The organism is Streptococcus oralis (genome assembly GCF_016127915.1).
Lineage (GTDB): Bacteria > Bacillota > Bacilli > Lactobacillales > Streptococcaceae > Streptococcus > Streptococcus oralis_BO.
In genome coordinates, this window is sequence record NZ_CP066059.1 from 1787236 (window position 1) to 1800621 (window position 13386).

Consider the following 13386-nt stretch of genomic DNA (forward strand, 5'->3'; position numbering starts at 1 on the left):
AGGAATTGTGTGGAATTACTCATTTACTTGATTCTATTTTTATTTGTCTTAATCATTTCAACTACGACCAATAAACTTCTCCCTTTTTTACCCCTTCCTCTGGTGCAAATCCTTTTGGGGATTGGGATTGGTTTATTTGTTCCCGATGCGGACTTTCATCTCAATACAGAGCTGTTTCTGGCCATGGTTATTGGTCCCTTACTTTTCCGGGAGGCAGAAGAAGCTGATATTACGTCCATTTTGAAGCACTGGCGGATTGTTGTCTTTCTAATTTTTCCTGTGATTTTTATCTCGACCTTAAACTTGGGGGGCATGGCTCACTTCCTTTGGATGACTCTTCCTTTGGCTGCCTGTTTAGCAGTTGGAGCGGCACTTGGGCCAACAGATTTGGTTGCCTTCGCATCTCTTTCTGAACGTTTTCGTTTTCCCAAACGGGTTTCTAATATTCTAAAAGGGGAAGGACTCTTAAATGACGCTTCTGGTTTGGTTGCCTTTCAGATGGCTCTTGCTGCTTGGACAACAGGAACGTTTTCTTTCAGCCAAGCTGGAACTTCCCTAGCACTTTCTATCCTTGGTGGTTTTGTAGTCGGTTTTGTGACGGCTATGGTCAATCGTTTTTTGCATAGCTTTTTGCTGAGTGTACGAGCGATAGATATAGCCAGTGAACTATTGCTAGAGCTAAGTTTGCCGCTCATGACCTTTTTCATCGCAGAAGAGTTTCATGTTTCAGGAATTATCGCAGTAGTGGTTGCAGGTATTTTGAAGGCCAGTCGCTTTAAGAAAATTACGCTCCTTGAGGCTCAGGTAGACACCGTGACGGAGACCGTTTGGCATACCGTGACCTTTATGCTAAATGGATCAGTCTTTGTTCTCTTGGGAATGGAGTTAGAGTTGATTGCAGAGCCAATTTTGTCTAATTCTCTCTACAATCCCCTTCTTTTACTGCTTTCAATTGTCGTTCTGACCTTCTTGCTTTTTGTGATCCGCTTTGTCATGATTGCTGGTTTTTACTTTATGAGGACCCGTCGACTCAAGAAAAAAATTCATAAGTACATGAAAGATATGCTTCTTTTGACCTTCTCTGGTGTCAAAGGGACAGTATCTATCGCGACCATTCTCCTCATACCAAGTCATTTGGAGCAGGAATATCCTTTGTTGCTATTCCTAGTAGCAGGCGTTACACTATTGAGCTTTTTAACGGGTTTATTGATTCTCCCTCACTTATCTGAAGAACAAGAGGAAAGCAAGGATCATTTGATGCATATTGCGATTTTGAATGATGTAGCTGCAGAATTAGAAAAAGAGCTGGACCATCACAAGAACAAACTCCCTCTTTATGCAGCTATTGATAATTATCATGGTCGGATTGAAAACCTCATCCTTAGTCTGGAAAATAAGAGAGTCCAAGAGGACTGGGAGTCCATCAAACTTCTTATCTTGAGTATTGAGAGTGATGGTTTGGAGCAAGCCTACGAAGAAAATAGAATCAGTGAGCGTGGCTATCGAGTTTACCAACGTTACCTAAAAAACATGGAGCAGAGTATCAATCGGAATTTCGCTTCTAGAGTGACTTATTACTTCCTAGTTTCCTTACGGATACTGCGCTTTCTACTCCATGAAATGTTTACCTTTGGCAAAACTTTCCGTAGTTGGATGAATGAAGAATCTCGTAAACTACTATCAGTTGACTATGATCAGATTGCAGAGTTGTATTTGGAAAATACAGAGCTGATTATCGAGAGTTTGGAAAACCTCAAGGGGGTTTACAAGAGTTCTCTGATTAGTTTTATGCAAGAGTCTCGTCTACGCGAGACGGCCATTATCGGAAGTGGTGCCTTTGTTGAGCGGGTTATCAATCGCATCAAGCCAAACAATATCGATGAAATGCTACGAGGCTACTATCTCGAACGTAAGGCAATCTTTGAATACGAAGAAGCTAAACTGATAACAGCCAAGTATGCTAAAAAACTACGCCAAAATGTGAATAATTTAGAGAATTATTCTCTGAAAGAGGCTGCAAATACCTTGCCTTATGATATGCTAGATTTAATCAGAAGAACTTAGATGATGATGAAAATGACGGAGGATGGGATATGAAAAAGTGGTGGAAGGAGCTATTGGATAAGCCCTTATTGAAAGCTTTTTTGCATTATTATCAAGCATCGGATAGTGAGTTGACCAGTGTTGCGGTTGCCTACTATTGGTTGGTTTCAATCTTTCCTTTGCTAATGATAATGGTCAATATTTTGCCTTATTTTCAGATTCCAGTCTCAAATTTCCTACTGACAATCAAGGAATTTTTGCCTGATACAGTGTATGATGTGGTCGCCAAGATTGTCCGAGAAGTTCTGACTCAACCATCAACTGGTTTGCTGAGTTTTGCTGTTTTGTCAGCCCTATGGACCTTTTCGAAATCAATGGATTTTCTCCAAAAAGCCTTTAACAAAGCCTATGGAGTGACCAAGAGTCGAGGGATTATCTCCCATCAGTTGATGAGTTTGCTTGTTAGCCTTGGCTTGCAGATTCTTTTTGCCCTAGCCTTGTTTTTGAGTATGTTTGGTCGCATGTTGCTCAACCTCCTCAAAACTTACTGGCAATCAGACAGCCCGCTATTTTCCTACCTGCAAGATTTTACAGGCCCTCTGGTCTATGCCTTGATCTTTGCCATTCTGGTTATGATTTATTACTTCCTTCCAAAAGTAAAAACACCACGAATCCGCTATGTTTTACCAGGAAGTGTCTTTGTCTTGCTAACTCTTATCGGTTTATTGAATATCTTTTCTGTTTCTTTTAATAACTATGTCAATCACCTAGTGGATGTCCGATTTTTCAGTTCCATCATCGTGGTAGTCATGATGTTCTGGTTTATTCTTATTGCAAAGATTTTGATTATCGGAGCGGTTATCAATGCCAGTGTTCAGAGTTTGAAAGATCCAAAGTTTAGTATGGAATAATTAGAAAAATCCCTATTAGGAAACCTAATAGGGATTTTCTTAATAGATAAACATGGCATCGCCGAAACTGAAGAAACGATAGCGTTCTTGAATAGCGTGCTGGTAGGCATCTAAGACTAATTCACGGCCGGCAAAGGCAGAAACCAACATGACGAGAGTTGATTTGGGTAGGTGGAAGTTGGTTGAGAAAGCATCCACGACCTTCCAGTCGTAACCAGGTTTGATAAAGATATTGGTCCAGCCAGAATCAGCCTGAATTTGCCCATCAAACTTGGAACCGATGGTTTCCAACGTACGGATCGAAGTGGTTCCGACAGCGATGACGCGACCTCCATTTTCCTTGACAGATCGAAGGGTGGCTGCTGCTTCCTCAGAAAGTTGGTAGAATTCGGAGTGCATTTCGTGTTCGTCTAGATTGTCCACAGAAACAGGTCTAAAAGTTCCTAAACCAACGTGGAGAGTCAGATAAACCAGATGGACCCCCTTGGCTTGGATTTCTGCTAGCAGTTCTTTGGTGAAGTGAAGGCCAGCAGTCGGTGCAGCAGCAGAGCCACTTTCTTTAGCGTAGACGGTTTGATAACGTTCACGGTCATCCAGTTTTTCATGGATGTAGGGTGGTAGTGGCATTTCACCTAGACTTTCTAAGACTTCTAGGAAAATTCCTTGGTATTCAAAACGGACAATGCGGCCTCCGTGGGTCAATTCTTCCGTAACGACAGCGCTGAGGCGACCATCGCCAAAGTTGACACGAGTGCCAACCTTGAGGCGTTTGGCAGGTTTAGCCAGAACTTCCCACTCATCACCATTAGTATTTTTGAGTAGGAGAAGTTCCACATGGCCTCCCGTCTTTTCTTTTTGGCCATAGAGGCGGGCAGGAAGAACGCGGGTATCATTCATAACGAGTGCATCTCCAGGTTCCAGCATATCAATAATGGAGTGGAAGTGTTTATCCTGCATTTCTCCCGTTTCCCGGTTTACGATGAGAAGCTTGGAGGCATCTCGTTTTTCAAGTGGCGTTTGGGCAATCAATTCCTCAGGCAAGTGGAAATCAAAATCAGCAGTATTCATTTTTTTCATCATTCTTTCTAAGTTCTAATCTTATCCATTATAACATGTTTCAAGTTTGGGCGCTCTTTTTTTAGAAATTAAATCGTTTTCACTTGACAAAAATTGGTCTATACCATATAATGAATATAGATTAAAATGGAGGATGAAAAGATGAAAGTTATTAAAGTTGAAAATCAAGTTGAAGGTGGAAAAGTTGCTTTTGAGATTCTGAAGGAAAAATTGGCCAATGGTGCTCAAACATTAGGACTTGCGACAGGGAGCAGTCCGCTTGAGTTTTACAAGGAAATCGTTGAGAGTGGCCTTGATTTTTCAAATCTAACCAGTGTAAACCTTGATGAGTATGTAGGACTTGACGGAGACAATCCTCAATCTTACCGCCACTTTATGCAAGAACACTTATTCAACCAAAAACCATTTAAAGAAAGTTTCTTGCCTCGTGGGATTAAGGACAATGCTGAAGCTGAAGTAGAACGCTACAACCAAATTTTGATTGACCATCCAGTTGATTTTCAAATCTTGGGAATCGGTCGCAATGGACATATCGGATTTAATGAGCCAGGAACTGCCTTTGATAGCCAGACACACCTTGTAGACCTAGACCAGTCTACAATTGAAGCCAATGCTCGCTTCTTTGACAAGATTGAAGACGTTCCAACTCAAGCCATCTCAATGGGGATTAAAAACATCTTGGATGCAAAGTCAATTATTCTCTTTGCTTATGGTGAGTCGAAAGCAGAGGCCATTGCTGGAACAGTATCAGGCCCAGTGACTGAGAATCTTCCAGCAAGTAGCCTACAAAACCACCCTGATGTGACTATTATTGCGGATGCTGAAGCGCTCAGCTTGCTTGAAAAGTAAAATGACAAGAACCACTTGCTCTTTGGAGTGAGTGGCTTTTTACTTCAATTGTTCACTATCCTGTTAAAGTGGTATAATATAGCTATACGAGGAGGATCGATTTTGATTTATATAATTGGTTTTATTTGTTTTTTACTTTTAATGTTACTATTTAGTCGCTTAATTCAGCAATCAAAGAACCCTTCGGGCTTTCTAGGAAAACGAATGATGAAATTGTGGAATAGAGCCTACCTCCCCATGTTTGTATGGGCAATTCGTCATCTGGATAGGACATTTTACCCTGTAATCTTAGATGTGGGAGTTGGAAATGGTCGTTCAACCATCCTACTGAAAGAAACTTTTCCGCAAAGTACCATAACTGGAATCGATATTTCAGATACTGCAATAGCTCAAGCCAAACAGATAGAGATGACTAATCTAAATTTTGAACGAAGAGATGTTAGTGAGACAGGATTTTCTGATGAAAGTGTTGATTTAATCACAGCCTTTCAAACTCATTTTCATTGGAGGGACCTAGAGGCTTCTTTTATGGAACTTCGAAGAATACTCAAATCAGACGGGATGCTCTTACTGGCTTGTGAATATAACAAGTTGTCTTACTTTTTACCAGAGGTCCAAAGCGAAGAAGCATTTAGACGATTCTTGTTATCAGTAGGATTTGAGCTCGTAACTAGTCAAAGAAAGGGATCATGGATTCTTTATAAAATTGTTAAACATTAATGGAGGTACATCATGAAACAATTATTTTTATGTTCATACTTTGCTGGAGTCACAAAGCTTTTTAGCGATTATGCAAAGGAAAAGAATCTAGAAAACAAGGTTTTATTTATTCCTACCGCTGGGAACAAAGAGGATTATACTGCCTATATCGATGAGGCTCAGCAAACATTCAAAGATTTAGGATTTGAGATAGAGGTTCTAGATATTGCTTCTTGTGATCGAGAAACTGCTCAGGCAAAGATTTTCCAAAGCAAGATTCTTTATATCTCAGGTGGGAATACATTTTATTTATTACAAGAATTAAAGAAAAAACAACTTCTATCTCTCATCAAAGAGCAAATAAGAGATGGGTTGGTCTATGTGGGAGAATCAGCAGGGGCTATCATTACAGCCAAGGATATTGACTACAATAAACTCATGGACGACAAGACGGTAGCGACAGAGTTATCTGATACAGCGGGATTGGATGAAGTGGATTTTTATATCCTTCCACATTATGGTGAGGAACCTTTTACCGATAGTAGCAAAAAGACCTTTGAAATGTATAAAAAGCAGCTTGAATTGCTACCGCTTCATAACCACCAAGCAATTATCGTTAACGATGAGCAAATAGATATCTTGACAATAGAATAACAGCGTGGTAGAATAACAGCGTGGTTGGAAGAACATTAATATTTTACCAATAAAACGATTAGCGGTTGATAATTCATTTAGTGGGAATCTGCCATGGATAGATTAATTTTATGAATTCAAGAAGGGAAAAGTTATGAAAATAAAAACGTTAGATAAAATAGGTGGGATTGTTTTCTTGTTTCTAACGATTACTACCATTGTCGTTTTTTTATCAGATACGAGCTTCTTTGAGTGGGCGTTTACTAGACACCAGAATACTCTGAGTTGGTATATTCGCCCTCTCTTTATTATTCCAATTGTAATGGGAGCTTATAAAAAATCCTATAGCCTGATTTTCTTTTCTATATTTTGCCTATTTACTAGCATGTTCTGGTTCCCAAAGCCGGAAATAGTTGATGTAAAAGTAATTGAGTTTTTGAATTTTGAGAAGACTTATTTTACGAGCGGATGGAGTATTGAAAAAGTTATTATTCTGGCGACGATTCTAGCATTTTTTACGGCAATTATATCCTTAACATGGAGTAGACGTTGGTATGGATTATTAGCAACGGTAGTAATTGGAGCGTTTCTGAAGGTTGCCCATAGTCTTTTATTTAGTGGAGGAAGTGGCATATCGATTGTAAAACCAGCTGTTTTGGGATTGATTCTCTGCATCTTAGTGATTTATTTCATCTTCAAAAGAAGAAAGTAAAAATAATAAAAGTTTATGGTCGCTTTTCTCTTGACAATTATTCACTTTGTGTGTAAAATGGAATAGATCTTGAACTTGAAGGGAGTGAAAAAAATGTCTAAAACAGTAGTACGTAAGAATGAATCTCTTGACGATGCACTTCGTCGTTTCAAACGTGCGGTTACTAAAGCTGGTACTCTTCAAGAAACACGCAAACGTGAATTCTATGAAAAACCTTCTGTAAAACGTAAACGTAAATCAGAAGCAGCTCGTAAACGTAAAAAATTCTAATTTGAAATGAAAGGCTAGAGAAATCTAGTCTTTTTCTTTTAAATAAATACCGTAAATCCTGCAAAAAAAGGAAACTTCCACCTACAATCTGATATAATAGTAGGGAGAACTCGATTGAAGGAGGAAATTATGTCGGTTTTAGTAAAAGAAGTCATTGAAAAGCTCAGATTAGACATTGTTTACGGTGAAGGCGATTTACTTGAAAAAGAAATCAATACTGCGGACATTTCTCGACCAGGTCTTGAGATGACAGGGTATTTTGATTACTATACTCCGGAGCGACTTCAACTATTGGGAATGAAGGAATGGTCTTATTTAGTCTCCATGTCTTCTCACAACCGTTATAAGGTGTTGACCAAGATGTTTCAACCGGAAACACCAGTGGTTATTGTTGCACGTGGTTTAGTAGTTCCAGAAGAAATGTTGAAAGCTGCCAGGGAATGTAAGATTGCGATTTTAACCAGTCGAACAGCTACTAGTCGCCTGTCAGGAGAACTATCTAGCTATTTGGATTCTCGTTTGGCAGAACGGACCAGTGTTCATGGCGTCTTGATGGACATTTATGGCATGGGTGTCTTGATCCAAGGGGATAGCGGTATCGGTAAGAGTGAAACTGGTCTGGAACTTGTGAAACGTGGACACCGTTTGGTGGCAGATGATCGTGTAGATATTTTTGCAAAAGACGAAATGACCCTTTGGGGAGAGCCAGCTGAAATTTTGAGGCATTTACTTGAGATCCGTGGAGTGGGGATTATTGATGTGATGAGTCTCTACGGAGCAAGTGCAGTTAAGGATTCTTCACAAGTTCAACTAGCAGTTTATTTGGAAAACTACGATACGCATAAGACCTTTGATCGCTTAGGAAATAATGCTGAAGAAATCGAAATTTCTGGTGTAGCCATTCCGCGTATCCGCATTCCGGTAAAAACAGGACGCAATATTTCTGTTGTTATTGAAGCGGCTGCCATGAACTACCGTGCTAAGGAAATGGGCTTTGATGCGACACGTTTATTTGAAGAACGCTTGACAAATCTAATCGCTCAAAATGAGGTGAAACATGATTAATCCAGTCGCATTTGAAATTGGTCCCTTTGCTATTCGTTGGTATGCTTTGTGTATTGTAGCTGGTTTGGTTCTGGCAGTTTATCTTGCCATGAAAGAAGCTCCTAAAAAGAAAATTCTATCAGATGATATTTTGGATTTTATTCTGATTGCTTTTCCGGTAGCTATTTTAGGTGCTAGGCTATACTACGTACTCTTTCGCTTAGATTATTATCTGCAAAATCCAGGTGAAATCATTGCTATTTGGAATGGTGGTTTGGCCATTTACGGAGGATTGATAGCGGGCGCTATTGTCCTTTATATCTTTGCAGATAGAAAGCTGATTAATACTTGGGATTTCTTAGATATTGCAGCACCGAGCGTCATGATTGCCCAGAGTCTAGGGCGTTGGGGAAACTTCTTTAACCAAGAAGCCTATGGTGCAGCGGTAGATAATCTGGATTATTTGCCAGGCTTCATTCGTGACCAGATGTACATCGATGGTAGCTACCGTCAGCCGACCTTCTTATATGAGTCGGTTTGGAATCTGATTGGATTTGCTTTGATTCTGATTTTTAGACGAAAATTAAAAGGAATCAGACGTGGTCAGATCACGGCATTCTACTTGATTTGGTATGGCTTTGGTCGTATGATCATCGAAGGCATGCGGACGGATAGTCTCATGTTCTTTGGTCTGCGAGTTTCCCAATGGTTATCAGTTGTCCTTATCGGACTCGGTATTTTTATCATACTTTATCAAAATCGAAAGAAAGCCCCTTTCTATCATACTGAGGAGGAAAAATAAATGTTAGAAGTTGCATATATTCTTGTTGCGATTGCTTTGATTGTCTGTTTAGTCTATTTGACAATCACGATTCAAAAAGCAGGTCGTATGATTGATGAGACAGAGAAAACCATCAAAACCTTGAGCTCAGATGTGAACGTTACCTTGCATCAGACTAATGAATTGTTGGTTAAGGTCAATGTGTTAGCAGACGATATCAATATCAAAGTTGCGACGATTGATCCACTTTTTACAGCTGTGGCAGACTTGTCTGAGTCAGTATCTGATCTCAACCAACATGCACGTGTTTTAGGCAAAAAAGCTTCATCTGCTGGTTCGAAGACCATCAAAACAGGTGCAGGCTTGTCCGCTCTTCGTGTCGCAAGTAAATTTTTCAAAAAATAAAAAAGGAGAAATCTTATGGGAAAACTATCCTCTATCCTTTTAGGAACAGTTTCAGGTGCAGCTCTAGCTTTGTTTTTGACGAGTGACAAGGGCAAGCAAGTTTGTAGTCAAGCTCAGGATTTTCTAGATGATTTGAGAGAAGATCCAGAATTTGCTAGAGAGCAGGTTTGTGAGAAACTAACAGAAGTGAAGGAACAGGCAACGGACTTTGTGCTGAAAACAAAGGAACAAGTAGAAGCTGGTGAAATCACTTTTGATAGTGTCCTTGGCCAAGCTAAAAACTGTGCTCGACAAGCGACAGAAGCGTCAAAGGAAACCTTTAACAACCTCAAGGAGCAGTGGCAGGAGCAGTCAGAAACTCCAGACGTTGCTGAAGACCAAGAAGAAATCATCATAGATATTACTGAAGTATAAGGTATCACCATCTCTGGTTTTTGGAGATGGTGATTTTTATCTGCAAGCCTGTCTTTGTGGTATAATAAATACTATGCAGAAAAAACCAACGTCCGCCTACGTGCATATTCCCTTTTGCACACAGATTTGTTATTATTGTGACTTTTCAAAAGTTTTTATCAAGAATCAACCAGTAGATAGTTACCTGGAGCATCTGCTAGAAGAGTTTCGTTCTTATGATATCCAAAAGTTGTCAACTCTCTACATTGGAGGTGGGACGCCAACGGCTTTGTCAGCTCCGCAATTAGAGGTGCTCTTGGATGGCTTGACTAAAAATCTAGACTTGTCTGTCTTGGAAGAATTGACCATTGAGGCCAACCCAGGCGACTTGAACGCGGATAAGATTGCGGTTTTGAAACAGTCGCCAGTCAATCGTGTTTCTTTAGGTGTGCAGACTTTTGATGACAAAATGCTGAAAAAGATTGGGCGCAGTCATTTGGAGAAGGATATTTATGAGAATATCGACCGCCTCAAACTGGCTGGTTTTGACAATATCTCCATCGACCTAATCTACGCTCTTCCAGGTCAAACTATGGATCAGGTCAAGGACAATGTAGCTAAGGCTATCTCGCTTGATATTCCTCATATGAGCCTTTATAGCTTGATTTTGGAGAATCATACGGTCTTTATGAACCGCATGAGACGTGGGAAATTGCCCCTACCCAAGGAAGAGTTAGAAGCGGAGATGTTTGAGTACATCATCGCAGAACTGGAGCGAGCTGGTTTTGAGCATTATGAGATTTCCAATTTCTCTAAACCCGGATTTGAAAGTCGCCACAATCTCATGTACTGGGACAATGCCGAGTATTATGGTATCGGTGCGGGTGCTTCAGGTTATGTGAATGGGGTGCGTTATAAAAATCATGGTCCTATCCGCCACTATCTCAATGCGGTAGAGGCAGGAAATGCTCGGATTACAGAAGAACACCTGAGTCAAAGGGAGCAGATGGAAGAAGAAATGTTCCTAGGCCTCCGGAAAAAATCCGGGGTTTCCATGGCGCGATTTGAGGAAAAATTTGGACGGTCCTTTGATGGACTTTATGGCGAAATCATCAGAGACTTGGTTCAACAAGGACTCATGCAGATCGACGGTGATCGTGTCCGAATGACAAAGAGAGGTCTCTTCTTAGGAGACACTGTAGCAGAACGATTTATTTTGGAGTAGAACAATGGGCTTAACTTATCAAATGAAAATGAAAATTCCTTTTGATATGGCGGACATGAACGGTCATATCAAACTTCCAGATGTAATTTTGCTGTCCCTGCAAGTGTCAGGTATGCAGTCGATTGAACTGGGAGTTAGCGATAAGGATGTGTTAGATCGTTACAATCTGGTCTGGATTATTACAGACTATGCGATTGACGTGGTTCGCTTGCCTCGCTTTGCTGAAGAGATTACGATTGAAACAGAAGCATTGACTTACAATCGTCTTTTTTGCTACCGCCGTTTCACTATCTATGATGAAGCAGGTCAAGAAATCATTCGCATGGTAGCAACCTTTGTTCTCATGGACCGAGACAGTCGTAAAGTCCATGCTGTCGAACCGGAGATTGTTGCGCCTTATCAGTCTGAGTTTGATAAAAAACTCATCCGAGGGCCAAAGTATGCAAATCTAGAAGATCCGATCAGTAAAGATTACCATGTTCGTTTTTACGACTTGGATATGAATGGTCATGTCAATAACAGCAAATACTTGGATTGGATTTTTGAGGTCATGGGAGCAGACTTTTTGACCAAGTATATTCCAAAGAAAATCAATCTCAAATATGTCAAAGAAGTACGACCAGGTGGCATGATTGCTTCAGCTTATGAACTCAAGGGACTAGAAAGCAAGCATGAGATTATCAGTGATGGCGAGATTAATGCCCAAGCTATGATTACTTGGCAAGAAATTAAAGGCAATTAGAAAGGGCGATATGGCTTATAAAGGTTATTTAATTGATTTAGACGGAACTATCTACAAGGGGAAAGACAGAATCCCGGCAGGAGAGGCTTTTGTGCATGAACTGCAAAAGCGAGAAATTCCCTATCTCTTTGTAACCAACAACACAACCCGAACTCCAGAGAGTGTTCAAGAGATGTTGGCTCAGAATTTTAATATTAATACCCCTCTATCGACTGTATACACAGCAACTCTGGCAACCATCGACTATATGAACGATTTGGGACTGGAAAAGACAGCCTATGTCATCGGTGAAGCGGGGCTCAAGGATGCCATTCAGGCAGCCGGTTATGTCGAAGACAAGGAAAATCCAGCCTATGTGGTAGTTGGACTGGACTGGCAAGTCGACTATGAAAAATTTGCGACGGCGACTCTAGCCATTCAAAAGGGAGCCCACTTTATAGGAACCAATCCTGACCTCAATATCCCGACGGAACGTGGTCTCTTGCCTGGTGCTGGTTCACTAATTACACTTCTTGAAGTCGCTACACGGGTCAAACCAGTATATATCGGAAAACCGAATGCCATCATCATGGACAAGGCGGTTGAGCACTTGGATTTGAAAAGAGAAGAATTGCTCATGGTCGGGGATAACTATTTGACTGATATTCGAGCAGGGATTGACAATGGCATTCCAACGCTCTTGGTGACAACAGGTTTTACCAAGGCAGAAGAAGTAGCAGATCTGCCAATCGCACCAACTCATGTAGTTTCTAGCCTTGCGGAGTGGAATTTTGATGAAAACTAAACTGACCTTTTGGGGAAGTATGATCTTTTTCCTCTCCCTGTCTATTCTCTTAACCATTTATCTGGCATGGATTTTCTATCCTTTGGAAATTCAGTGGCTGAACTTAGCGAATCGAGTCTATCTAAAGCCCGAAACCATTCAATACAACTTTCATATCTTGATGAATTACCTGACCAATCCCTTTAGTCAGGTCTTGGAGATGCCAGATTTTCGTTCATCAGCTGCAGGTCTACACCACTTTGCGGTGGTGAAGAATCTCTTTCACCTAGTTCAGCTAGTTGCCCTAGTGACACTTCCAAGTTTCTATTTCTTTGTTGGAAAGATTGTGAAAAAAGGCTTTTTGCCCCTATATCGTAAAAGTATCTTGACTTTAGTGCTATTGCCTCTCGTCATTGGCTTTGTAGGAGTATTGATTGGTTTTGAGCAATTCTTTACTCTTTTCCATCAGATTCTCTTTGTGGGAGACAATACCTGGCTTTTTGATCCAGCAAAGGATCCCGTTATTTGGATTTTGCCAGAGACTTTCTTTCTCCATGCCTTTTTACTTTTCTTTGCTTTGTATGAAGGAATGTTTGGTTTCCTTTTTGTTAAAGCTTCAAGGAAATAGTGGAAAAAATTCTGTATTTTTAATAAAAAACGAGAGAAGTTGCTCTACTCCCTATTTATTGTTAGGTTATCCTAAAGATAAACTTGTAAAGCAGGAGATTTTTGCAGAAAACAGTCTATTTTCTATGAAAAAATAGGCTTTTTTTCTAAAAATACCTAGTCAAGCGCTTTATTTTTTTGTATAATAGAAATAGCAAGTATAGATAAAAGAA

16 protein-coding genes are annotated in these 13386 nt (G+C 40.3%); 15 read left to right on the forward strand and 1 reads right to left on the reverse strand.

Annotated features, from left to right (window positions below; all coding sequences use genetic code 11):
• The first annotated feature begins 9 nt into the window (after positions 1-9).
• Complete coding sequence (locus tag I6H78_RS08725; protein WP_198459437.1) at positions 10-2064, forward strand: cation:proton antiporter; 2055 nt, start codon at positions 10-12, stop codon at positions 2062-2064.
• A gap of 29 nt (positions 2065-2093) precedes the next feature.
• Positions 2094-2954 carry a YihY/virulence factor BrkB family protein gene (locus I6H78_RS08730; RefSeq protein WP_198459438.1) on the forward strand — a complete coding sequence of 287 codons (861 nt, stop codon included), beginning with the start codon at positions 2094-2096 and terminating at the stop codon, positions 2952-2954.
• A gap of 39 nt (positions 2955-2993) precedes the next feature.
• Here the strand turns inward: I6H78_RS08730 and queA are convergent, their stop codons facing one another.
• Positions 2994-4022: a tRNA preQ1(34) S-adenosylmethionine ribosyltransferase-isomerase QueA gene (gene queA, locus I6H78_RS08735; RefSeq protein ID WP_198460246.1), complete on the reverse strand. Its 1029-nt coding sequence runs from the start codon at positions 4020-4022 to the stop codon at positions 2994-2996.
• Between the two features lie 150 nt (positions 4023-4172).
• Between queA and I6H78_RS08740 the strand changes: the two genes are divergently transcribed.
• The 13 genes from I6H78_RS08740 (at position 4173) to I6H78_RS08800 (ending at position 13175) form a co-directional block, all read left to right on the forward strand.
• Complete coding sequence (locus I6H78_RS08740; RefSeq protein ID WP_198459439.1) at positions 4173-4880, forward strand: glucosamine-6-phosphate deaminase; 708 nt, start codon at positions 4173-4175, stop codon at positions 4878-4880.
• Positions 4881-4982: 102 nt separating this feature from the next.
• Positions 4983-5600, forward strand: a complete 618-nt coding sequence (locus I6H78_RS08745; RefSeq protein ID WP_198459440.1) for a class I SAM-dependent methyltransferase — start codon at positions 4983-4985, stop codon at positions 5598-5600.
• Between the two features lie 12 nt (positions 5601-5612).
• The gene (locus tag I6H78_RS08750) at positions 5613-6233 is read left to right on the forward strand and encodes a Type 1 glutamine amidotransferase-like domain-containing protein (protein WP_198459441.1); all 621 of its coding nucleotides are present in this window, start codon (positions 5613-5615) and stop codon (positions 6231-6233) included.
• A 133-nt stretch (positions 6234-6366) separates the two neighbouring features.
• Positions 6367-6924 carry a hypothetical protein gene (locus I6H78_RS08755; protein ID WP_198459442.1) on the forward strand — a complete coding sequence of 186 codons (558 nt, stop codon included), beginning with the start codon at positions 6367-6369 and terminating at the stop codon, positions 6922-6924.
• A 93-nt stretch (positions 6925-7017) separates the two neighbouring features.
• Entirely contained in the window at positions 7018-7194 is a 177-nt protein-coding gene (gene rpsU, locus I6H78_RS08760; protein WP_000048054.1) for a 30S ribosomal protein S21, read from the forward strand.
• A gap of 129 nt (positions 7195-7323) precedes the next feature.
• Positions 7324-8259 carry an HPr(Ser) kinase/phosphatase gene (hprK, locus tag I6H78_RS08765; RefSeq protein WP_180833338.1) on the forward strand — a complete coding sequence of 312 codons (936 nt, stop codon included), beginning with the start codon at positions 7324-7326 and terminating at the stop codon, positions 8257-8259.
• Positions 8252-9040, forward strand: a complete 789-nt coding sequence (gene lgt, locus I6H78_RS08770) for a prolipoprotein diacylglyceryl transferase (RefSeq protein WP_198459443.1) — start codon at positions 8252-8254, stop codon at positions 9038-9040. The genes hprK and lgt overlap by 8 nt, the downstream gene beginning before the upstream one ends.
• A complete protein-coding gene (locus I6H78_RS08775) occupies positions 9041-9424 on the forward strand; it encodes a DUF948 domain-containing protein (RefSeq protein WP_000895033.1) in 384 nt (127 codons plus the stop codon).
• Between the two features lie 15 nt (positions 9425-9439).
• Positions 9440-9838, forward strand: a complete 399-nt coding sequence (locus tag I6H78_RS08780) for a YtxH domain-containing protein (RefSeq protein WP_198459444.1) — start codon at positions 9440-9442, stop codon at positions 9836-9838.
• Positions 9839-9911: 73 nt separating this feature from the next.
• Positions 9912-11042 (forward strand): radical SAM family heme chaperone HemW, encoded by a 1131-nt coding sequence (gene hemW / locus I6H78_RS08785; RefSeq protein WP_198459445.1) that lies wholly within the window; start codon positions 9912-9914, stop codon positions 11040-11042.
• 4 nt (positions 11043-11046) lie between these two features.
• The gene (locus tag I6H78_RS08790) at positions 11047-11784 is read left to right on the forward strand and encodes an acyl-[acyl-carrier-protein] thioesterase (protein WP_198459446.1); all 738 of its coding nucleotides are present in this window, start codon (positions 11047-11049) and stop codon (positions 11782-11784) included.
• Between the two features lie 10 nt (positions 11785-11794).
• Positions 11795-12568: a TIGR01457 family HAD-type hydrolase gene (locus I6H78_RS08795; RefSeq protein WP_198459447.1), complete on the forward strand. Its 774-nt coding sequence runs from the start codon at positions 11795-11797 to the stop codon at positions 12566-12568.
• Entirely contained in the window at positions 12558-13175 is a 618-nt protein-coding gene (locus I6H78_RS08800; RefSeq protein ID WP_198459448.1) for a TIGR01906 family membrane protein, read from the forward strand. Before I6H78_RS08795 ends, I6H78_RS08800 begins: the two co-directional genes overlap by 11 nt.
• The last annotated feature ends 211 nt before the right edge of the window (positions 13176-13386 follow it).

What these genes read in the sequence shown, in the direction of transcription:
- I6H78_RS08775 (WP_000895033.1), top strand. Translation starts at nt 9,041, where the DNA reads ATGTTAGAAGTTGCATATATTCTTGTTGCGATTGCTTTGATTGTCTGT.
- I6H78_RS08800 (WP_198459448.1), top strand. Translation starts at nt 12,558, where the DNA reads ATGAAAACTAAACTGACCTTTTGGGGAAGTATGATCTTTTTCCTCTCC.
- I6H78_RS08750 (WP_198459441.1), top strand. Translation starts at nt 5,613, where the DNA reads ATGAAACAATTATTTTTATGTTCATACTTTGCTGGAGTCACAAAGCTT.
- I6H78_RS08795 (WP_198459447.1), top strand. Translation starts at nt 11,795, where the DNA reads ATGGCTTATAAAGGTTATTTAATTGATTTAGACGGAACTATCTACAAG.
- I6H78_RS08755 (WP_198459442.1), top strand. Translation starts at nt 6,367, where the DNA reads ATGAAAATAAAAACGTTAGATAAAATAGGTGGGATTGTTTTCTTGTTT.
- lgt (WP_198459443.1), top strand. Translation starts at nt 8,252, where the DNA reads ATGATTAATCCAGTCGCATTTGAAATTGGTCCCTTTGCTATTCGTTGG.
- queA (WP_198460246.1), bottom strand. Translation starts at nt 4,022, where the DNA reads ATGAATACTGCTGATTTTGATTTCCACTTGCCTGAGGAATTGATTGCC.
- I6H78_RS08740 (WP_198459439.1), top strand. Translation starts at nt 4,173, where the DNA reads ATGAAAGTTATTAAAGTTGAAAATCAAGTTGAAGGTGGAAAAGTTGCT.
- I6H78_RS08780 (WP_198459444.1), top strand. Translation starts at nt 9,440, where the DNA reads ATGGGAAAACTATCCTCTATCCTTTTAGGAACAGTTTCAGGTGCAGCT.
- I6H78_RS08730 (WP_198459438.1), top strand. Translation starts at nt 2,094, where the DNA reads ATGAAAAAGTGGTGGAAGGAGCTATTGGATAAGCCCTTATTGAAAGCT.
- hprK (WP_180833338.1), top strand. Translation starts at nt 7,324, where the DNA reads ATGTCGGTTTTAGTAAAAGAAGTCATTGAAAAGCTCAGATTAGACATT.
- hemW (WP_198459445.1), top strand. Translation starts at nt 9,912, where the DNA reads ATGCAGAAAAAACCAACGTCCGCCTACGTGCATATTCCCTTTTGCACA.
- I6H78_RS08790 (WP_198459446.1), top strand. Translation starts at nt 11,047, where the DNA reads ATGGGCTTAACTTATCAAATGAAAATGAAAATTCCTTTTGATATGGCG.
- rpsU (WP_000048054.1), top strand. Translation starts at nt 7,018, where the DNA reads ATGTCTAAAACAGTAGTACGTAAGAATGAATCTCTTGACGATGCACTT.